Source organism: Sphingomonas folli, assembly GCF_019429525.1.
Lineage (GTDB): Bacteria > Pseudomonadota > Alphaproteobacteria > Sphingomonadales > Sphingomonadaceae > Sphingomonas > Sphingomonas folii.
Genome location: NZ_JAHXZL010000003.1, coordinates 70,367 through 89,435, shown reverse-complemented (window position 1 = coordinate 89,435; position 19,069 = coordinate 70,367). Strand labels below are relative to the sequence as shown.

16 protein-coding genes are annotated in these 19,069 nt (G+C 69.9%); 4 read left to right on the top strand and 12 right to left on the bottom strand.

Features of this window, described 5'->3' with window-relative positions; translation table 11 throughout:
* Positions 1–69: 69 nt before the first annotated feature.
* A complete protein-coding gene (locus tag KZ813_RS05390) occupies positions 70–324 on the top strand; it encodes a hypothetical protein (RefSeq protein WP_219753948.1) in 255 nt (84 codons plus the stop codon).
* A gap of 236 nt (positions 325–560) precedes the next feature.
* Positions 561–1,673 carry an ABC transporter ATP-binding protein gene (locus KZ813_RS20340; RefSeq protein WP_219753947.1) on the top strand — a complete coding sequence of 371 codons (1,113 nt, stop codon included), beginning with the start codon at positions 561–563 and terminating at the stop codon, positions 1,671–1,673.
* On the opposite strand, the gene KZ813_RS05380 is transcribed toward KZ813_RS20340, so the two are convergent.
* The 3 genes from KZ813_RS05380 to KZ813_RS05370 are packed head-to-tail and all read right to left on the bottom strand — an operon-like array spanning position 1,647 to position 4,647.
* Positions 1,647–2,498 carry a carbohydrate ABC transporter permease gene (locus KZ813_RS05380; protein ID WP_258046447.1) on the bottom strand — a complete coding sequence of 284 codons (852 nt, stop codon included), beginning with the start codon at positions 2,496–2,498 and terminating at the stop codon, positions 1,647–1,649. The genes KZ813_RS20340 and KZ813_RS05380 overlap by 27 nt on opposite strands.
* Positions 2,495–3,376 carry a carbohydrate ABC transporter permease gene (locus KZ813_RS05375; protein WP_219753946.1) on the bottom strand — a complete coding sequence of 294 codons (882 nt, stop codon included), beginning with the start codon at positions 3,374–3,376 and terminating at the stop codon, positions 2,495–2,497. Before KZ813_RS05375 ends, KZ813_RS05380 begins: the two co-directional genes overlap by 4 nt.
* The gene (locus KZ813_RS05370) at positions 3,373–4,647 is read right to left on the bottom strand and encodes an extracellular solute-binding protein (RefSeq protein WP_219753945.1); all 1,275 of its coding nucleotides are present in this window, start codon (positions 4,645–4,647) and stop codon (positions 3,373–3,375) included. The genes KZ813_RS05375 and KZ813_RS05370 overlap by 4 nt, the downstream gene beginning before the upstream one ends.
* Positions 4,648–4,783: 136 nt before the next feature.
* Here KZ813_RS05370 and KZ813_RS05365 point away from each other — a divergent pair, with 136 nt between their 5' ends.
* Positions 4,784–7,756: a TonB-dependent receptor plug domain-containing protein gene (locus KZ813_RS05365; RefSeq protein ID WP_219753944.1), complete on the top strand. Its 2,973-nt coding sequence runs from the start codon at positions 4,784–4,786 to the stop codon at positions 7,754–7,756.
* A gap of 135 nt (positions 7,757–7,891) precedes the next feature.
* On the opposite strand, the gene KZ813_RS05360 is transcribed toward KZ813_RS05365, so the two are convergent.
* The 7 genes from KZ813_RS05360 to cyoA all read right to left on the bottom strand — a co-directional run bounded on the left by KZ813_RS05360 (position 7,892) and on the right by cyoA (position 14,683).
* Positions 7,892–8,422: a response regulator transcription factor gene (locus KZ813_RS05360; protein ID WP_219753943.1), complete on the bottom strand. Its 531-nt coding sequence runs from the start codon at positions 8,420–8,422 to the stop codon at positions 7,892–7,894.
* Positions 8,419–9,717 carry an ATP-binding protein gene (locus tag KZ813_RS05355; protein ID WP_258046446.1) on the bottom strand — a complete coding sequence of 433 codons (1,299 nt, stop codon included), beginning with the start codon at positions 9,715–9,717 and terminating at the stop codon, positions 8,419–8,421. Before KZ813_RS05355 ends, KZ813_RS05360 begins: the two co-directional genes overlap by 4 nt.
* Positions 9,718–9,811: 94 nt before the next feature.
* Positions 9,812–10,495 (bottom strand): SURF1 family protein, encoded by a 684-nt coding sequence (locus KZ813_RS05350; protein ID WP_219753942.1) that lies wholly within the window; start codon positions 10,493–10,495, stop codon positions 9,812–9,814.
* Entirely contained in the window at positions 10,492–10,902 is a 411-nt protein-coding gene (gene cyoD / locus KZ813_RS05345) for a cytochrome o ubiquinol oxidase subunit IV (protein WP_219753941.1), read from the bottom strand. The genes KZ813_RS05350 and cyoD overlap by 4 nt, the downstream gene beginning before the upstream one ends.
* Complete coding sequence (gene cyoC / locus KZ813_RS05340) at positions 10,902–11,534, bottom strand: cytochrome o ubiquinol oxidase subunit III (protein WP_219753940.1); 633 nt, start codon at positions 11,532–11,534, stop codon at positions 10,902–10,904. The genes cyoD and cyoC overlap by 1 nt, the downstream gene beginning before the upstream one ends.
* Before the next feature lie 5 nt (positions 11,535–11,539).
* Positions 11,540–13,540, bottom strand: coding sequence for a cytochrome o ubiquinol oxidase subunit I (gene cyoB, locus KZ813_RS05335; protein WP_219753939.1), 2,001 nt, complete (start codon positions 13,538–13,540; stop codon positions 11,540–11,542).
* Positions 13,541–13,546: 6 nt separating this feature from the next.
* Entirely contained in the window at positions 13,547–14,683 is a 1,137-nt protein-coding gene (cyoA, locus tag KZ813_RS05330; RefSeq protein ID WP_219753938.1) for a ubiquinol oxidase subunit II, read from the bottom strand.
* Between the two features lie 112 nt (positions 14,684–14,795).
* Between cyoA and KZ813_RS05325 the strand changes: the two genes are divergently transcribed.
* Positions 14,796–16,118: an MFS transporter gene (locus KZ813_RS05325; RefSeq protein WP_219753937.1), complete on the top strand. Its 1,323-nt coding sequence runs from the start codon at positions 14,796–14,798 to the stop codon at positions 16,116–16,118.
* On the opposite strand, the gene KZ813_RS05320 is transcribed toward KZ813_RS05325, so the two are convergent.
* Complete coding sequence (locus KZ813_RS05320) at positions 16,087–16,656, bottom strand: uracil-DNA glycosylase family protein (protein ID WP_219753936.1); 570 nt, start codon at positions 16,654–16,656, stop codon at positions 16,087–16,089. The two genes, KZ813_RS05325 and KZ813_RS05320, sit on opposite strands and share 32 nt — an antisense overlap.
* A gap of 254 nt (positions 16,657–16,910) precedes the next feature.
* On the bottom strand, positions 16,911–18,704 hold the full coding sequence (locus KZ813_RS05315; RefSeq protein ID WP_219753935.1) for a glucan ABC transporter ATP-binding protein/ permease: 1,794 nt from the start codon (positions 18,702–18,704) through the stop codon (positions 16,911–16,913).
* Positions 18,705–19,069: the final 365 nt, after the last annotated feature.

Genomic DNA, 19,069 nt, shown 5'->3' with positions numbered 1-19,069 from the left:
CCGCGAACCTCTGCTTGCCAAGGTAGGGATTCGGCGTACTCTCTCCTCAAAATGAGAGAGGAGAGGGTGATGCTGTCGAACGAGCGTGCCGGTGACGAGAGCATCGTCATCCTCCAGTCGCTGCTGTGCCTGATGCGCGAGAAGAACCTGCTGTCGCGCGCCGACATCGAGACACTGTGCGAGCGCGTCGCCACGCGCGCGGCGCAGGCCGAGCGCGACCCGATGCCGTGCTGCGCCGAGGCGACCACCGCCGCGGCGCATGAGATGGCGCGGATCGGGAGCTACATCGGCCAGCGCTACGGCGGCAAGCACCGGCGGCTGTGAGGGGCGGCGACGCCGCTGTCGGAAGCGCGACTGATCTCCTCTAGATCCTCCCCGGAACGGGGAGGGGGACCGCCGCGCGCAGCGCGGTGGTGGAGGGGGCTCTCCGCTGACGCTACCGCCCGCGGAAGCCCCCCTCCACCAGCCTTCGGCTGGTCCCCCTCCCCGCGAGCGGGGAGGATCGGTGTAGCCCGCCCACCCCCTTGTCACCGCGCCGTTATCCAGCAACAGTCGCCGCCGTGGCCAGCGTCGACATCCAGGGGCTAGCGAAGCGCTTCGGCGCGAGCGACGTGCTCCGCCCCACCGATCTCAAGATCGCCGACGGCGAGTTCGTGGTGATCGTCGGCCCCTCGGGCTGCGGCAAGTCGACCCTGCTCCGCCTCATCGCCGGGCTGGAGGAGCCGAGCGCCGGGCGCGTGCTGATCGGCGGGCGCGACGTCACCGACGCGGCACCGGCCGACCGCGAGCTGGCGATGGTGTTCCAGTCCTACGCGCTTTACCCCCATCTCACCGTCTACGAGAACATCGCCTTCCCGCTGAAGGTGGCGCGGCTCGCCAAGGCCGAGGTGCGCCGCCGCGTCGAGGAGGTGGCCGACGCGCTCGACCTGATGCCGCTGCTCGCGCGCCGGCCGAAGGCGCTGTCGGGCGGGCAGCGCCAGCGCGTCTCGATCGCGCGCGCGATCGTGCGCCGGCCCAAGGTGCTGCTGCTCGACGAGCCGCTCTCCAACCTCGACACCGCGCTGCGGGTGAAGATGCGCCACGAGTTCGCGCGGCTGCACCAGCAGCTCGGCAGCACGATGATCTACGTCACCCACGACCAGCTCGAGGCGATGACGCTCGCCAACCGCATCGTGGTGATGAGTGCCGGTCGCGTCGAGCAGGTCGCGCCGCCGCTCGAGCTGTACGCCGAGCCCGCGACGCTGGAGGTGGCCGCCGCGATCGGCTCGCCGGGGATGAACCTGCTGGCGGTGACGATCGCCGCGGCCGACGGGGACGGCGCGACGGTGCGACTGGCCGACGGCGCCGAGCTGCGCGTCGCGGTCGCGGTGCCGCGCGCGGCGATCGGCGACGCGGCGACGCTCGGCGTCCGCCCCGAGAACCTGCATCCCGCCGACGACGGTGCCTTCACCGGCGCGGTCGAGCTGTTCGAGCGGCTCGGCCCGCTCTCCTTCGCGCATCTCGGCACCGTCGGCGATCAGCCCGCGGTGGTGGCGCAGCTGCCCGGCGATCGCGCGGTGACGCTGGGCGAACGGCTGCGCTTCGCGGTCGCGCCCGAGGCGGCGCACCTGTTCGACCGCGACGGCCGCGCCTATCCACGCCCCGCCTCAGCCCTTGACGCTGCCGCCGAGTAGTCCGCTGATATAATAGCGCTGGAGCGGCACGAAGAGGATCAGCACCGGCAGCGTCGTCACCACCGCGGCCGCCATCATCAGCTCGCCGTCGGCGGCATGCTCGCGCGAGATCGCCGCGACCGCGACCGGCAAGGTGTACAGATGCTGGTCCGCCAGCACGATCAGCGGCCAGAGGAAGTCGTTCCAACTGCCCAGGAACATGAACAGCGCCAGCGTCACCGTGATCGGCGCGAGCAGCGGCAGCACGATCTGCGCGAAGATGCGCCGCTCGCTCGCGCCGTCGAGCCGCGCCGCGTCGAGCATCTCGTCGGGGATCGACAAGGCCGCCTGGCGCACGAACAGGATCGCGAAGATACCCGCGAGCGAGGGCAGGATCACCCCGGCATAGCTGTTCACCAGCCCGAGCTCCTTGAAGATCAGGAACAGCGGCAGCATCGCGACCTGACCTGGCACGACCAGCGCGGCGACCAGCAGCTGGAGCAGCCGCTCGCGCCCGCGGAAGCGCAGCTTGGCGAAGGCGTAGCCCGCCGGCACGGTCAGCAGCAGCCCCAGCAGCGTCGACAGCGCCGCCACCGCCAGGCTGTTCCACAGCGCGGGGACGATCCGATAGTCGAACCAGGCGCCGTCGATCAGCCGGCGCGCGAGCAGCTCGTGATAATTCTCCCACGACCAGCGCGACGGCCACAGTCGCGGCGGGAAGCGGCTCGACTCGCCGCGCGGCATGAACGAGACGAGCACCATCCACACCAGAGGCGCCGCGGTGAGCAGCGTCGCCGCCGCGACCGCGGCGTTGGTGGCGATCGCGCGCCAGCGGCGTCGGGTCATAGCCACTCGTAGCGCCGTCCGATCCGCGCCTGCACGAAGGTGAGCGCGAGGATCATCAGGAAGAGGATGAACGCCACCGCCGAGGCCTGGCCGAGGTTCCACCATTTGAACCCCTCGTCGAACATGAAATACAGCACGGTCGTCGTGCTCTGCGCCGGGCCGCCGAGCGTCATGACATAGGGCTCGGCGAAGATCTGGAGGAAGCCCGCGACGCTCATCACCGCGGCGAGCAGCAGGGTCGGCCCGATCGCGGGCAGCGTGACGTGGCGGAAGCGCGTCCAGCGCGACGCGCCGTCGAGTCGCGCCGCCTCCATCAGGTCATGCGGCACCGCGGCGAGCGCGGCGGTGAAGACGATCATGTTGTAGCCGAAGATCTTCCACGTGACGAACAGCAGGATGGCGGGGATCGAGGCGTGCGGGTCGCCGAGCCAGTCGACCGGCGGCACGCCGAACCAGCCGAGCGCGCGGTTGAGCAGGCCGAAGCGCGTGTTGAGCAGGAAGCGCCACACCACCGCGGTCGCCACCACGCTGGTGACATAGGGTGCGAACAGCAGCACGCGCCACAGCGGCGTCCACCGCACGCTGGCGTCGTGGAGCAGCAGCGCCGCCGCCAGCGAGGTGCCGATCGCCATCGGCACGCCGAGCAGCGCGAACAGCGCGGTGTTGCCGAGCGCGCGCCAGAACAAGGGCGTGGTCAGCAGGTCGGTGAAGTTGCCGAGCCCGACGAAGCGCAGCGCGCCCCAGTCGGCGAGCGCGTAGATCGAGTAATCGGTGACGCTCAGCGCCAGCGCGAGCAGCGTCGGCAGCGCGAAGACGAACAGGATGATCGCGAGCACCGGCAGCACGAACGCCCAGGCGGTGCGCTCCTGCCGCGTCATAGCAGCTGCCCCGCCTCGACCAGCGCGCGGCGCTTGGCGAGCAGCCGGTCGACGCTGTCGTCCATCGCGACGAGCGCGGCGTCGATGCCGATCTGGCCGCGCACGACCCGCTCGGCGATCAGTTGGACCTCGATCCGGATCCGTTCCCACTCGACGATCATCGGCTCGCGCGTGGGCTCGCGCATCTGCTCGGCGAAGGCGGCGAGCGCGGGCTGGCGCAGCTGCGGCGTCTCCCAGGCGGCGGCGCGCGCGGGCAGGGTGCCGATCATCCGCTGATAGGTCAGCTCGCTCGCGGGCGAGGTGAGGTGGCGCACCAGCGCCCAGGCCGCGGCGGGCCGTTGCGAGCGCGCCGACACGCACAGGCTCGCCGCGATGCCCGACACGCGGCCGGGGCCACCCGGGCCTGGCATGCGCGCGGTGCTCCACAGCGCGGGGGGGATCTCGGCGGCGCGGCGGTGCAGGTCGAGCGTCAGCGTGGGGCCATAGGGAAAGACCGCGAAATAGCCCTGCGCGAAGGCGGCCACCGGGTCCTGCACCTCGGTCGAGAGCGCCGGCGGGGCGAGCCGCTCGCGGAACAGCGAGACGTAGAAGCCGAGCGCGTCGCGGAAGCGCGGGTCGCGGAAATTGCCGCGGGTGTCGCGCTCGCGCAGCGGGCGCGCGCCGGTCTGGCCGGCGAAGGTGAAGAGCGTGTCCCACCAGTTAAGCAGCATCAGGAAGGCATAGTCGTCGGGGGCGCGTGCCTTCAATCGCTGCCCCATGCGGCGCCACGAGTCCCAGTCTTCCGGCGGGGCGGCATAGCCGGCGCGCTCGAGCAGGTCGCGGCGGTAATATTGCACCTGCGGCGCGACCGACCAGGGTACCGCATAGGCGCGGCCGTCTGCGCCGGTCGCCGCGGTGACCCCGGGGAACAGTCCGGTGAGCAGGGCGGGGTCGCTCACCGGGGCGAGCGCGCCGACCATCGCGAACTCGCCGACCCAGCCGTCGGGCAGCATCAGCACGTCGGGCAGCGAACCGCCCGCCTGGGCGGTGAGCAGTTTCTCATGCGCGGCGGTCCAGGGCAGTGTCTGAACCTCGACCGGCAGCCCGGTCGCCCGCGTGAAGCTGGGCATGAGCATCGGCGAATAGTCGCCCTCGTAACTCATCGCCCACAGGGTGACCGCGTCGGGGGAGCGGCGGGCGGCGCAGCCACCGACCGCGGCGGTCGATAGCGCCGCGATCACCGAGCGCCGGGACCAACCCGCGGCACGCGCGAGCTTCCCCCCGTATGTCACGCGAGATCAACGTCTTGCTTGGAAGTAGGTTGCCTTAGGTTGGTAACAATTCGAAACTTTTCGGTCCGGACGACGTTGTGGACGGAAAGAAGAAGCCGGTGAGCAGGGGCCGGCACGATCCGAAGGGGGAACAAGGATGCCGTCTCACCTCTCGCCGCGAGCCGTGTTGCTCGCGGGCGCGCTCGCCTGTGTCGTCGCCGCGCCGGCCTGGGCCCAGTCCACCGCGCCCGCCGACGCGGCGCCGGACACGACCGCCGACACGACGGGCGCGGGCGCGAGCGAGGACGTCGTCGTCACCGGCTCGCGCATCGCCCGCCCCGACTATGAGGCGCCCAACCCGATCGTGTCGTTCGACAGCGACCGGATCCAGCAATCGGGCAACACCAACGTCACCACCTTCCTCCAGCGCGTGCCCGCGCTGACCACCTCGCTCGACAATGCCGACAGCGCCGGCCCGAACCGGCCCGACAACCAGCTGTACGGCGCGGCGGGGCTCAACCTGCTGAGCCTGCGCGGGCTCGGCTCGGCGCGCACGCTCGTGCTGGTCAACGGGCGGCGCCACGTCTCGGGGCAGATCGACACCGCCGCGGTCGACATCAACGCGCTGCCGACCGACCTGATCGAGCGGGTCGACGTGCTCACCGGGGGCGCCTCGGCGGTGTATGGCGCCGACGGCGTGTCGGGCGTGGTCAATTTCATCCTCAAGCGCGACTTCGACGGCGTCGCGGGACGCACCCAGTTCGGCATCTCCGAGCAGGGCGACGCGGGCAACCGCTTCGCCTCGCTGATGGCGGGCAAGAACTTTGCCGGCGGGCGCGGCAACGTCACCGCTTACTACGAGTATAACGCGGACGACCCGCTGCAGAACGACGATCGCTCGTTCCTGCGCCGCCAGAACCGCCTCTACACCGTCTCCAACCCCGCTTATGCCGGTCCCGGCTCGGGCACCTATCAGCAGGTCCTCGCGGGCGACCTGCGCTACCCCGGCGGCTCGCCCGCGGGCGTGATCGACATCGGCGGCACGCTCTACAACGGCGACGGCTCGCTCTACGATCCCGGCACCGACGTGGGCGGCGGCTTCGTCAGCGGCGGCAGCGCCACCTCGGTGGCGGGCTATGTCGGCGACCTGCTGCCGAAGACCGAGCGCCATGCGGTGAACCTGCTGACGCACTATGACTTCTCGGACGCGTTCCAGCTCAGCCTGGAGGGCAAGTTCGTCCAGTCGACCGCCACCACCTTCGGCGGCTTCACCGGCAATTACACCGGCGACTTCACGCTGGATAACCCGTTCCTGCCGACCAACCTGCGCGACGCCGCGCTGGCCAACGCGCAGCGCGTGATCTCGTCCAACCGCAACAACACCGATTTCCCGCGACTGGGGGAGAGCGACCGCCGCCGTACTTGGCGCGGCGTGATCGCGGCGACCGGGGCGGTGAGCGACCACGCGCGCTACGACGTGTCCTACACCTACGGCCAAACCGACGTGCGCATCACCAAGCTCAACGATCGCTGGGAGGACCGCTATTACGCCGCGCTGGACGTGGTGACCGATCCCTCCACCGGGCGCCCGACCTGCCGCTCCAACCTCAACCCCGCCGCGGTGCAGGTGCCGACGGTCAGCTTCACGCCGGGGCCGAACAGCGGCTGCCTCCCGATCAATACCTTCGGGGTCAACGTCACCGACCCCGCGGCGCTGGCCTGGGCGACCAACAATAATGTGAGCAGCGCGCGCGTGACCCAGTCGGTCGCGAGTGCGGCGCTGACGGGCGACTTCGGCGCGCTGTTCGCGCTGCCCGGCGGCCCCGTGAAATTCGCGCTGGGCGGCGAGTATCGGCGCGAGACCAGCCGCTTCGATCCCAACAGCTTCCTCACCGGCGAGCAATGGTACCAGTATGACGAGGGCAACAAGTTCGACCCGACCTTCGTGATCTCGCCGTCGCGCGGCGCCTTCGACGTGTGGGAGGTGTTCGGCGAGGTCGACGTGCCGCTGCTGCGCGACCGGCCTTTCTTCGAGACGCTGTCGGTCGGCGCGGCCGGGCGCTATTCGGACTATTCCACGATCGGCAGCACCAAGGCCTATCAGTTCAACGGCATCTGGGCGCCGGTGCGCGACATCAGCTTCCGCGGCAGCTACAGTCAGGCGGTGCGCGCTCCCAACATCGGCGAGCTGTTCGCCCCCGTAGGCCCGACCAACAACTTCTTCTCCGACCCCTGCTACGTCGAGAACCGCAACGCTGGCACCTCGACGCGCGCGGCCAATTGCGTGGCGTTGGTGAGCGGGCTGGGCGCCGACCCGGCGACGTTCACCGCGGCGAACAACCCCGACGCGGCGTCGCTGATCAACGGCGCGCGGAGCGGCAACCCGGGGCTGAAGGAGGAGACCGCGCGGACCTGGACCGCGGGCACGGTGCTGCGCCCGCGTTTCCTGCCGGGGCTGACCATCTCGGCCGACTGGTACGACATCCGCCTGGACGACGCGATCAGCATCGCCGATGCCAATACCATCGCCAACCTGTGCGTCGACCAGCCGACGCTCGACAACGTCTATTGCGCCGCGATCCGGCGGCGGCAGGGGACGGGCTACATCAACGGTTATACCGTCCAGCCGCAGAACGTGGCGCGCTTCGCCACCGCGGGGCTCGACCTCAATATCAGCTACGTATTGCGCACCGCCTCGGCCGGCACGTTCGATATCCGCTTCGTCGGCGGCTATCTGAACAAGCTCGAGCAGATCGCGACGCCGGGGGCGCAGGTCGAGGATCAGGTCGATCAGTTCAACCGGCCTAAATACAATCTCGTCTTCTCGCCGACGTGGACATTGGGCGAGGTGACGCTGAGCTACAACCTGCGCTGGGCCGATGGTACGCGCCGCTTCGCCAAGCTGACGACCGACAACAACCCCGATTACGCGCCCGAGTCGCTGCTCCGCTACAAGGAGCTGTGGCAGCACGACGTCCAGGTGCAGGTGGCGGCCGACGAGGGCGTCGGCTTCTACGCGGGAGTCAACAACCTGGCGAACCAGCGGCCGTCGGTCGACTCGGTCGACCAGCCGATCGCCTCGCTCGGACGCTACTTCTACGCGGGCGCGAAGGTGCGGTTCGGGGCGTAGGCGCGGTTTCGCATATAGCGATCATTCCACCCCGGCGAAGGCCGGGGTCCAGGTGGGAAGGTCGCCGTGAGGCTCTCTAGCGTCACCCACCTGGGCCGCGGCGTTCGCCCGGGGCGGTATCAAACGCTCCTTGCCTCACAGATGCCGTTTGCCCAGCTTCCGCGCCAGCGTGCGCCGGTGCATGCCGAGCCGCCGCGCCGCCTCCGAGACGTTGAAGCCGCAGTCCGCCAGCGTCTGGTGGATATGCTCCCACTCCAGCGTGCGCAGCGAGGTGGGATGCGCGACCAGCTCGACCGAGGCGTCGCCCTCGCCCGAGGCCTGGAAGGCGGCCTCAATATCGTCCGAGTTCGCCGGTTTGGACAGATAGTTGGTCGCACCCAGCTTCACCGCCTCGACCGCGGTGGCGATGCTGGCGAAGCCGGTGAGCACGACGATCCGCATCGCCGGGTCGATCGCGTGCAGCCGCTCGACGCAGGTCAGCCCCGAGGCGCTGCCGAGCCGCAGGTCGACCACCGCATGGTCGGGCCTCAGCTCGACGGTGGCGGCGTCCAGCTCCTGCGGGTCGGTGATCGCGCGCACCTGATAGCCGCGGCGCTCGAACGAGCGCGCGAGCGTCCGCGCGAACACCGCGTCGTCCTCGATGATCAGCAGCCGACGCGCGCTCATGGTGCCTCCTCCGGGATCGAGATCGCGGCGAGCGGCAGCGTCAGCGTCACCTCGCTGCCGCCACGCTCGCGGTTGCGCGCGGACACCGTCCCGCCGAGCGTCCGCAGCACGTTGACCGCGAGGAACAGTCCCAGCCCGGCGCCGCGCCGCGCCTTGGTGCTGAGATAGGGCTTGCCGAGCCCGTCGAGGATCGACTGCGGGAAGCCCGCGCCGTCGTCGCGCACCGCGAGTACCAGGCGATCCCCGTCCCACCAGGCGCAGAGGGTGATCGTCTTGGCGCCCGCCTCGACCGCATTGTCGAGCAGGTTGGTGATCGTCTGCGCCAGCGCCTTGTCCGCGACGATGCGCGGGTCGCTCGTCATCAGATGCTCATAGGCGGCGGTCGGCCCCTTGCTCTCGTTCCACGAGTCGACGATCCCCGCCAGGAAGGTGCGCAGGGTGGTGCGCACCGGCGCGTTGCCGCGCACCTCGCCCGAGGCGAGCAGCACCTGGCCGAGGATGTCCTTGCAGCGGGTCACCTCGGCGCGCATGTCGTCGAGGTCGGCGAGCAGCGCGGGCGAGCGCGCGATCGCGGGCTCGCGCCGCCAGTCGCCCAGCATCACCGCGATCGAGCTGAGCGGCGTGCCGAGCTCGTGCGCCGCCCCGCTGGCGAGCAGCCCCATGCGGACGATATGCTCCTCCTCCGCGGCGCGCTGGCGCAGCGCGGCGAGCCGTGCATCATGCTCGGAGACGTTGCGGACGATGCGCGTCACGAATAGTGCCAGCAGCGTCGCGGTGAGCGTGAAGTTGAACCAGCTCGCCGCGACATAGGGGATCGAGAGCTCGGACGCCCAGAAACGCGGCAGCGGGAAGGGCGGCGCGGCCCAGGCAAGCCAGGCGAAGAGCGTGCTGGTGATCACCACCATCGCCCAGCTCGTCCAGCCGCGCAGCAGCAGCGCCGCGATCACGACCTGGAGCAGGAACAGCGTGACGAAGGGATTGCTCACCCCGCCGCTGAGATACAGTTGAGTCGTGAGGCAGGCGACGTCGACCAGCAGCGTGGCGAACAGTGCCGCGTTGGTGATCGGGCGCCGCTCGACCACCTGGTTGACCGCGACGTTGAGCGCGACCAGCACCGCGAGCGCGCCGAGCATCGGCACCAGCGGCAGGTGCACGCCGACGACGAAATGGACTAGCAGGATCGTCGCGAGCTGCCCCGCCGCCGCCAGCCAGCGCAGCAGCGCGAGCAGGCGGACGTTGCGTCCCCCGGGCCCGCCGCGCGCGAGCGGCCCGAGCATGTTGGCGAGGTGCGGCATGCGGTTCAGTGTAAAGGGTTTCGGGGGCGAGCTGAATGCCCTCGCGTCCACGCCCCACCGCCTCGCTGCGCCCGCGGGAGCACGGGAGGGGCGCTCACGCGGCCCGCGGCGTGCGCGCGATGCGATAAGCGAGATAGGCCATCATCGCCGCGAGCGCGAACCAGGTCAGCGCGTAGATCAGGTGCGTGTTGCGGAAGCGGACGACGGTCATCCCGCCGCGCGGCCATCCCGCCGCCGCGCCCGCGTCGGCGTCGATGAAATAGGGCGCGACCGCGCCCAGCCGGCGCGCGCGCGCGATCGCCGCGGTATCGCGCGAGTACCAGCGGTCGGCGGCGGGGTCGTTGTCACGGAGGAAGGCGCCCTCGGGCTCGGTCACCCGCAGCAGGCCGGTGACAATCGTGCCGCCGGTCGGCGCGCGGATCGCGGCGCGGTCGCCGAGCGGCACGAAGCCGCGGTTGACCAGGATCGTGCCGCCGGGCGTGTCGAGCGGGGCGATCACCCAATAGCCGCCGCCGAGGTCGGTCACCGCCTGGACGAACACCGGCGCCGCAGCGCGCCAGCGGCCGCTCGCTCGGACGCGCAGGTAGGCGGAACGGTCATCGATCCGCCGCCACGTCGCGCGCGGCGGTGCCGCGACCGGCGGCGCGGCGAGGCGGCGCTCGACCCGGTCGATCAGCGCGAGCTTCCACGCCCGCCGCTCGAGCTGCCACACGCCCAGCCCGGCGAGCAGCGCGGTGCCGAGCACCGCCAGCGCCAGGAAGGCGTGTCGCCGAGTCACATGCCCGCGCTCGACATCTCCGCCTGCATCTGCGGCATCATGTTGAGGTTCATGTGATACATGACCCACAAAGAGCCCGAGATGACGATGAACACGATGATCGCGGTGAAGATCAGCGCCAACATCGTCCAGCCCGCCTCGGACTTGGTGTTCATGTGCAGGAAGTAGATCATGTGGACCACGATCTGCACCATCGCGAGTGCCATCACGATGCCCGCGGTGAGCCGCGGGTCGGCGATGACGCCGCTCATCACCAGCGCGAAGGCGGGCGCGGTGAGCAGCACCGAGAGCAGGAAGCCGATCCAATAGCCCTTGCGCGAGCCATGCGCGGCGCCGCCGTGCGGGTCGTCGTGGTCGTGGCCGTGCGCGTGGTCGGCCGCGTGGCCGTGATGCGTCTCGGCGCTCATCAGCGCAGCACTCCCAGCAGGTAGACGAAGGTGAAGACGCCGATCCAGATGACGTCGAGGAAGTGCCAGAACAGCGACAGGCACTGCAGCCGGCGCAGGTTGGCGTCGACCAGCCCGCGACGCGACACCTGCACCATCAGCGTCCCCAGCCAGACCAGGCCGAAGGTGACGTGCAGCCCGTGCGTCCCCACCAGGGTGAAGAAGGACGACAGGAAGGCCGAGCGCTGCGGCCCCGCGCCCTCGTGGATCAGGTTGCTGAACTCGTAGAGCTCGATCGCCAGGAAGGCGGCGCCGAACAGCGCGGTCACCGCCAGCCAGCCGAGCACCGCGCCCTGCTTGCGCTCGTCGGCGCTGATCATCGCGAAGCCGTAGGTGATCGACGACAGCAGCAGCATCGTCGTGTTCACCGCGACCAGCGGCAGCTCGAACAGCTCGCGCGCGGTCGGCCCGCCCGCGTAGCTGCCGCCGTACACGCCATAGGCCGCGAACAGCATCGCGAAGATGAGGCAGTCGCTCATCAGGTAGAGCCAGAAGCCCAGCATGGTGCTGTGCCCCGGCGGGTGCTCGTGCTCGTCCAGGTCGTAGAAGACCGGGGTCTCCGCGCCGGGCGGGGTCTGCGTCATCGTGCTCATGTGTCTCAGACCCCCGCGCTCTGGAGCGCGCGCGTGCGCGCGTCCTCGTTCCGCACGACATCCTCGGCGGGGATGTGGAAGTCGCGGTCATAGTTGAAGGTGTGGCCGATCGCGACCGCGAGCAGCGCGACGAAGGCGAGCGCGGCGAGCCACCAGACGTACCAGATCATGGCGACGCCGAAGACGGTCGACAGCCCGGCCAGGATGATCCCCGCGCCCGTGTTCTTGGGCATGTGGATCGCGCGGAAACCCTCGGTCGGCCGCTCGGCCTTGCGCTGCTTCATGTCATGCCACGCGTCGAGGTCGTGGATCACCGGCGAGAAGGCGAAATTGTACGCCGGCGGCGGCGACGACGTCGCCCACTCCAGCGTGCGGCCGTTCCACGGGTCGCCGGTGACGTCGCGCAGCTTCTCGCGGTCGCGGATGCTGACGTAGAATTGCATCAGCATCGCACCGATCCCGGCGGCGATGATCAGCGCGCCCATGGCGGCGACCACGAACCAGATCTGCAGGCTCGGGTCGTCGAACACGCGCAGCCGCCGCGTCACGCCCATCAGCCCGAGCACGTACAGCGGCGTGAACGCGACCCAGAAGCCGACCACCCAGCACCAGAAGCTGACCGTGCCCCAGAACTTGTCCAGCTTGAAGCCGAAGGCCTTGGGCCACCAGTAGTTCACCCCCGCGAACATGCCGAACAGCACGCCGCCGATGATCACGTTGTGGAAGTGCGCCACCAGGAACAGCGAGTTGTGGAACTGGAAGTCGGCGGGGGGCACCGCCAGCATCACGCCCGTCATGCCGCCGACCACGAAGGTCAGCATGAAGGCGACCGCCCACATCATCGGCAGCTCGAAACGGATGCGCCCGCGGTACATCGTGAACATCCAGTTGAAGATCTTCGCTCCCGTCGGGATCGAGATGATCATCGTCGTGATGCCGAAGAAGCTGTTGACGCTCGCGCCCGAGCCCATCGTGAAGAAATGGTGCAGCCACACCAGGTACGACAGGATGCAGATGACGATCAGCGCGTAGACCATCGACGTGTAGCCGAACAGCCGCTTGCCCGAGAAGGTGGAGACCACCTCGGAGAAGACGCCGAACGCGGGCAGGATCAGGATGTATACCTCCGGATGGCCCCAGATCCAGATCATGTTGGTGTACATCATGGGATTGCCTCCACCGGTGTTGGTGAAGAAATTGGTCCCGATGTAGCGGTCGAGGCTCAGCATCGCCAGCACCGCGGTCAGCACCGGAAAGGCGGCGACGATCAGCACGTTGGTCACCAGCGCCGACCAGGTGAAGATCGGCATCTGCATCAGGCCCATGCCGGGGGCGCGCATCTTGATGATGGTGGCCAGCAGGTTGACGCCCGAGAGCAGCGTGCCGACGCCCGCGATCTGGAGCGCCCAGACGTAATAATCGACGCCGACATCGGGCGAATAGTCGATCCCCGACAGCGGCGCCATCGCCAGCCAGCCGGTGCGCGCGAACTCGCCGACGAACAGGCTCATCATCACGATGACCGCCCCGCTGACCGTCATCCAGAAACTGAAATTGTTCAGGAAGGGGAAGCTGACGTCGCGCGCGCCGATCTGCAGCGGGACGACGAAGTTCATCAGCCCGGTGACGAACGGCATCGCCACGAAGAAGATCATGATCACGCCGTGCGCGGTGAACACCTGGTCATAATGGTGGGCCGGCAGGAAGCCCTCGTTGCCACCGAACGCCATCGCCTGCTGCGCGCGCATCATCAGCGCGTCGGCGAAGCCGCGCAGCAGCATGACGAGCGCGAGCACGATGTACATGATGCCGATCTTCTTGTGATCGACGCTGGTGAACCACTCCTTCCAGAGATAGCCCCACAGGCGGAAATAGGTCAGCGCCCCGAGCAGCGCGACCCCGCCGAGCGCCACCATCGCGAAGGTCGCGACCAGGATCGGCTCGTGGATCGGGAAGCTCTCGAGCGACAGCCGCCCGAAGATCGTCTTGGTGAGATCGTCCGACATAGGTCCTCACGCCTCCTTCGAGGCATCGGCGCGGAGTGGCGCCGGCAATTGGAGCTGGGTCATGTTGCGGTTGCTGCCCGAACCGGGGTCGTTCTGGCCCGGCGCCTGGCCGTGCGGCGCGCTGAGGTGCGGCGACTCGCCCTTCTCGGACGGGTCACGCGTCAGCGCCCCCTTCGCCTCGCCGGCGCGCGGCGCGCGGTCGTTCACCGCGGGGCCGGCGTGGGACATGCCCTGCATGCAGTCGGTGCCGGGCTTGACGCAGATGGCCACGACGCGGCGGAAGAGCGTGGGATCGACGCTGCCGAAGCCGAGCGGCGGCACCTTCTCGCTGGGCTGCTCCAGCTTCAGATAGCTGGCCGTGTCGAGCCGCCAGCGGTTCCGCTTCACGCCCTCGGCCCAGCGCTCGAAGCGGGCGGGCGACACGGAGTGGGTCCAGAAGGTCATGTGCGAGAAGCCGGCGCCCGAGTAATTGCCCGAGCGGCCCGCGAACGTGCCGGTGCGGTTGAGCACGCCGTGCAGCACCGTCTCCATGCCCGGCATCGTGTAGACCATGCCCGCCATCGCCGGCACCCACAGGGCGTTCATCACGCTCGACGAGGTCATCGTGAACTTGACCGGCCGATTGACCGGCACGACCAGCTCGTTGACCGTCGCGATGCCCTGCTCGGGGTAGATGAACAGCCACTTCCAGTCGAGCGAGACGACCTGCACCTCGAGCGGGCGGTCGGTCGCGGTGACGGGCCTGCCCGGCGCGGTGCGCGCGAGCGGGCGATAGGGGTCGAGCGTGTGCGTCGCGACCCAGGTCAGCGCGCCGAGCGCGATGATGATGAGCAGCGGCGCCGACCAGATCACCAGCTCCAGCCCGGTCGAATGGTCCCAGTCGGGCTCGTAGGTCGCCTCGGTGTTGGTCTCGCGATAGCGCCAGGCGAACAGCACCGTCAGCGCCATCACCGGCACGATGATCAGCAGCATCAGCACGACCGACCAGACGATCAGGCTCGACTGCTGCACGGCGACGTCGCCGGCGGGGTTCATCACCACGGTGTCGCAGCCGCCGAGCGCGGCCAGCGTGCCGAGCGCGAGCAGGCGCGGCGCGAGCGACGCCGCACGACGGGGGAGGGGTGAAGGAGGCAGCGGGATCATGGGCGCGCAGCTAGGCTTTGCTGCGGCGCAGCGGAATAGGACATTTTGTCCCATCCCGGCGTTGTGGCACATGGGCTAGAGAGCCGCGAGATACGTCCGATCGGGAACATATATGGCCACCGCACATTCCGCGCCGCTCGAGCGCGACGCCCGCAATCTCAACACCCGGGACGACCATCAGGTCCGTCCCGGCGAGATCGCCATCGGCGTGATCATCGGCCGGACGTCGGAGTTCTTCGACTTCTTCGTCTACGCGATCGCCTCGGTGCTGGTGTTCCCGACGGTGGTGTTCCCCTACATGGAGCGGATCACCGGGACGCTCTGGTCTTTCGCTTTGTTCCCGCTGGCGTTCATCGCGCGCCCGATCGGCACGCAGATCTTCATGTGGGTGGATCGCCGCCACGGCCGCGGCACCAAGCTGACGATCGCGCTGTTCCTGCTCGGCACGTCGACCGTGCTGGTCGCCTTCCTGCCCGGCTATGCCGAGATCGGCGGCTGGTCGGCGATCCTGCTGGCGCTGTTCCGGATCGGCCAGGGCATCGCGCTCGGCGGCGCCTGGGACGGGCTGGCCTCGCTGCTCGCGCTCAACGCGCCCGAGAAGCAGCGCGGCTGGTGGGCGATGGTGCCCCAGCTCGGCGCGCCGCTCGGCCTGGTGGTGGCGAGCGCCTTGTTCGCCTTCTTCGTCTCGACGCTGCCCGCCGCTGACTTCATCTCCTGGGGCTGGCGCTACCCGTTCTTCGTCGCCTTCGCGCTCAACGTGGTGGCGCTGTTCGCGCGGCTGCGCATCGTCGTCACGCCCGAGTATACCGAGTCGTTCAAGAGCCGCGAGCTCACGCCTTCGCCGGTCGGGGCGACGGTGAAGGCGCAGTGGCGCAACATCGTTATCGGCGCCTTCGCCCCGCTCGCCAGCTTCGCCTTGTTCCACATGGTGACGGTGTTCCCGCTCTCCTGGGTCAACCTGTTCACGCGCGAGGACATCGCCAGCTTCCTGCTGATCGAGACGATCGGCGGGGCGGTCGGGCTCGGCGCGATCGTGCTCTCGGGCCTGCTCGCCGACCGGATCGGGCGGCGCAGCGTGCTCGGCTACACCGCCGCGGGGATCGCCGCGTACAGCGGCTTCGCGCCGCAGTTGCTCAGCGGCGGACGCGCGGGCGAGCTGCTGTTCATGGTGATGGGCTTCCTGCTGCTCGGCCTGTCGTTCGGCCAGTCGTCGGGCGCGGTGACCAGCAACTTCCCCAAGCGCGCCCGCTACACCGGCGCGGCGCTGACCTCGGATCTCGCGTGGCTGTTCGGCGCGGGCTTCGCGCCGCTCGCCGCGCTGGCGCTGACCCAGGCCTTTGGGCTGGTCGCGGCGGGGGCGTACCTGCTCTCGGGCGCGCTCGGCACGCTCGCGGCGCTGGGGCTCAACGTCGAGCTGGCACGTCGGCTCGACTGAGCCGCGCCGCCGCCTCGGCGAGCGTCGCGGCGATCGCGCGCGGCACCGCCGGGCTGGTGCAGACATAGGTGGGCGAGGGGTGCGGCATCGTCAGCACCCCCAACCCGGGCCGCTCGCGCTCGACCAGTGCGGCGGCCTCGCGCGCGACCCGGCCGGCGAGCACGACCAACTCGAGCCGCGGCAGCAGGCGGAGCAGCGGCGGGAGGAGCGCGAGCCCCTCGGCGATCTCGCCGCGGCGGAGCGGACGGTTGCGCTCGCCGGGCGCGTGCACGTTCCAGGGCACCGCGTTCCACACCAGGGTGTCGTGCCGCTCGATCCCGGCCTCGGCGAGGAAGCGCTTGAGGTTGCGCGCGGTACCCGTCGCTTGATCGCGCGAGACGATGGCGGGGCGGTGCGCGCCCGGCGTCTCGAGCAGGAGCAGCAGCCGCGCCGCGGCGCCGCCGTCGCCCGGGTCGAAGCCGGGGACGTCGCGCCCGGCGGTGGCGAGCCGCGAGCGCCAACGTTCGAGCGCGGCATGGGCTTCGGGTTCGGCTGACATCACCTGCTCACCTCGGTGCGATCATGCGGCATGAGCCGCCGAGAGGCGAGTGCGCCAGCAGATCCTCCCCGCTCGCGCGCACCCGCAGGGCGTGGTGGAGGGGGCCTCCGCGAACGCTGCGCGGCGTGGAGAGCCCCCCTCCACCACCGCGCTGCCGCGCGGCGGTCCCCCTCCCCGTGCCGGGGAGGACCTCGTGGCTTCCCGCGATCCGGTTTAGCTAGCGGCGACGGCAGGAGGTTCGCCCCCGCGCCCCGTCACGCCGCCTGGCGCTCGCCCGCGTCGTCGTTCGCCGCCGGCGCGGTGAGGCCGCCGTCCGCCGCCAGCTGGGCGAAGGCGCCGCCGCGCGCGAGCAGCTCGTCGAAGCCGCCCTGCTCGACGATCCGGCCCTGGTCGAGCACCACGATCCGGTCCGCCGCGCGCACGGTCGAGAGGCGGTGCGCGATCACGAAGGTGGTGCGGCCCTGGCGCAGCCGCTCCAGGCTCTCCTGCAGCCGCGCCTCGGTGGCGACGTCGAGCGCGCTGGTCGCCTCGTCGAGCAGCAGGATCGGCGCGTTCTTGAGCAGCGCGCGCGCGATCGCGATGCGCTGGCGCTCGCCGCCCGACAGGCCCGCGCCGCGGTCGCCGACAGGCGTGGCGAAGCCCTGCGGCTTGCGCATGATGAAGTCGTACGCGCCGGCGATCCGTGCCGCGTCCTCGATCTGCTCCATCGTCGCGTCCGGGTTGCCCATCGCGATATTCTCCGCGATCGAGCGGTTGAACAGCCCGGCCTCCTGGAACACCACGCCGGTGGCGGCGCGCAGCGAGGCGAGCGTCACGCCGCGGATGTCCTGGCCGTCGACCAGGATGCGCCCGCTCTCCGGATCATAGGCGCGCTGGAACAGGCCGAGCGCGGTCGACTTGCCCGAGCCGGTCGGACCGACGATCGCGACCGTCTGGCCGGGCTCGACCTCGAAGCTGAGGTCGCGCACCGCACCGGAGCCGGTGGGATAGCGGAACGAGACGTTCTCGAAGGTGACCCGGCCCTCGCTCACCGCGAGCGGCTGCGCCTCGGTGGCCTCGCCGATGTGGCTCTGCTGGTCGAGCACGTCGAAGAACTGCACCAGCGCGGGCAGCCGCTGCGCCTTGTCGACGATGAAGCCGGTGATCGTCTCCAGCCGCGCGATCAGCAAGGTGGCGAAGCCGACGAAGGAGACGACGTCGCCGATCGTCGCCAGCCCGCGCGACACCAGCGCCGCGCCGAAGCCGAAGATCGAGACGATCGCGATCGACGAGGCGCCGCGGGTCAGCACCGCCGAGACCGCCCACCAGTTGAGCACCGGATATTGCGCGTGGAGCAGGTCGTGGAGCGAGCGGCGCACGTTGCCCAGCTCGCCCGGCACCGCGAGGAAGCTCTGCAAGACGGTGACGTTGCCGAACAGGTCGCCGAGGTTGCCCGAGATGTCGGTGAACCGGTCCTCCACCTGCGCCTGGCCGGTCGAGGTATGGCGCATGACGACGAGGTTGACCGCCGAATAGACCACCATCAGCGCGACCAGAACGAGCGCGAGCCGCCAGTTCGTGGCGAGCGCGATCGGCAGCAGCACCGCGACGATGGCGAGGTTGGTGATCTGGTCGCGCAGCAGCGGCAGCCACAGGTTGAACAAAGCGTCGCAGCCCGAGATCATGATCCGCATCAGCCGGCCCGAGCGCGCCTGGGTGTGAAAAGACGGCGGCAGCGCGAGCAAATGCTCGACGTAAGACGACATGGCGGCGAGCCGGCGGCGGTGCGCCATGCGGTCGGCGAGCAGCGAGATGACGACGCTGGCGAGGAACACCGCGACGCTGATCCCGCACCACATCGCGACATAGCGCATCGGCCCGGCGCCGGAGGTGAGGCCGTTGACCGCCTTGCCGAACAGCAGCGGCTCGCTGACCTGGAGCAGCGCGACGAGCAGGCCGGCGCCGATCAGCGAGCCGGCCTTGATCTTCTCGGGGCGCAGCAACGCGAGCGCGCGGAGGAAATACAGATGCGAGCGATGCGGCTCGGCGTGCGGAAGGGGGGCGGGCATGGGCTGGGCCATGATCGGTCTCGTCGCTGGATCTGGATGGATGTTCCGCCGTCACCACTTGCCGATCGTTCGGAACGGCCGGGCTGTAAGCGCACGATGGTTAACGCTTAATGATGGAGCGCCAGAATGAGGCACGTGATCGACGAGGCGAGTTGAGGACGCGGAACGTTGTTGCCGCGACGCATTCTGATCATCTTGTCGTCCGCGCGGGAGCGGGAATCCAGACGCGCGAACGGCGGTGGGCCGCGAGCGCCGCTCGTCATGCGTGACGAGGAGGCAGAACGATGCCCCAGCGAAGACCGGCCCGGCGCCCGAAAAAGGATAGCGCGTCTGGATCCCTCCCTTCGCGGGATGACGGAAGAGAA

Bases quoted from the DNA above. Each gene is read 5' to 3' on its own strand.
- KZ813_RS05360 (WP_219753943.1), bottom strand. From the start codon at position 8,422: ATGAGCGCGCGTCGGCTGCTGATCATCGAGGACGACGCGGTGTTCGCG.
- KZ813_RS05375 (WP_219753946.1), bottom strand. From the start codon at position 3,376: ATGACGCGGCAGGAGCGCACCGCCTGGGCGTTCGTGCTGCCGGTGCTC.
- cyoD (WP_219753941.1), bottom strand. From the start codon at position 10,902: ATGAGCGCCGAGACGCATCACGGCCACGCGGCCGACCACGCGCACGGC.
- cyoB (WP_219753939.1), bottom strand. From the start codon at position 13,540: ATGTCGGACGATCTCACCAAGACGATCTTCGGGCGGCTGTCGCTCGAG.
- KZ813_RS05315 (WP_219753935.1), bottom strand. From the start codon at position 18,704: ATGCCCGCCCCCCTTCCGCACGCCGAGCCGCATCGCTCGCATCTGTAT.
- cyoA (WP_219753938.1), bottom strand. From the start codon at position 14,683: ATGATCCCGCTGCCTCCTTCACCCCTCCCCCGTCGTGCGGCGTCGCTC.
- KZ813_RS05365 (WP_219753944.1), top strand. From the start codon at position 4,784: ATGCCGTCTCACCTCTCGCCGCGAGCCGTGTTGCTCGCGGGCGCGCTC.
- KZ813_RS05325 (WP_219753937.1), top strand. From the start codon at position 14,796: ATGGCCACCGCACATTCCGCGCCGCTCGAGCGCGACGCCCGCAATCTC.
- KZ813_RS05320 (WP_219753936.1), bottom strand. From the start codon at position 16,656: ATGTCAGCCGAACCCGAAGCCCATGCCGCGCTCGAACGTTGGCGCTCG.
- KZ813_RS05380 (WP_258046447.1), bottom strand. From the start codon at position 2,498: ATGACCCGACGCCGCTGGCGCGCGATCGCCACCAACGCCGCGGTCGCG.
- KZ813_RS05390 (WP_219753948.1), top strand. From the start codon at position 70: ATGCTGTCGAACGAGCGTGCCGGTGACGAGAGCATCGTCATCCTCCAG.
- KZ813_RS05355 (WP_258046446.1), bottom strand. From the start codon at position 9,717: ATGCCGCACCTCGCCAACATGCTCGGGCCGCTCGCGCGCGGCGGGCCC.
- cyoC (WP_219753940.1), bottom strand. From the start codon at position 11,534: ATGAGCACGATGACGCAGACCCCGCCCGGCGCGGAGACCCCGGTCTTC.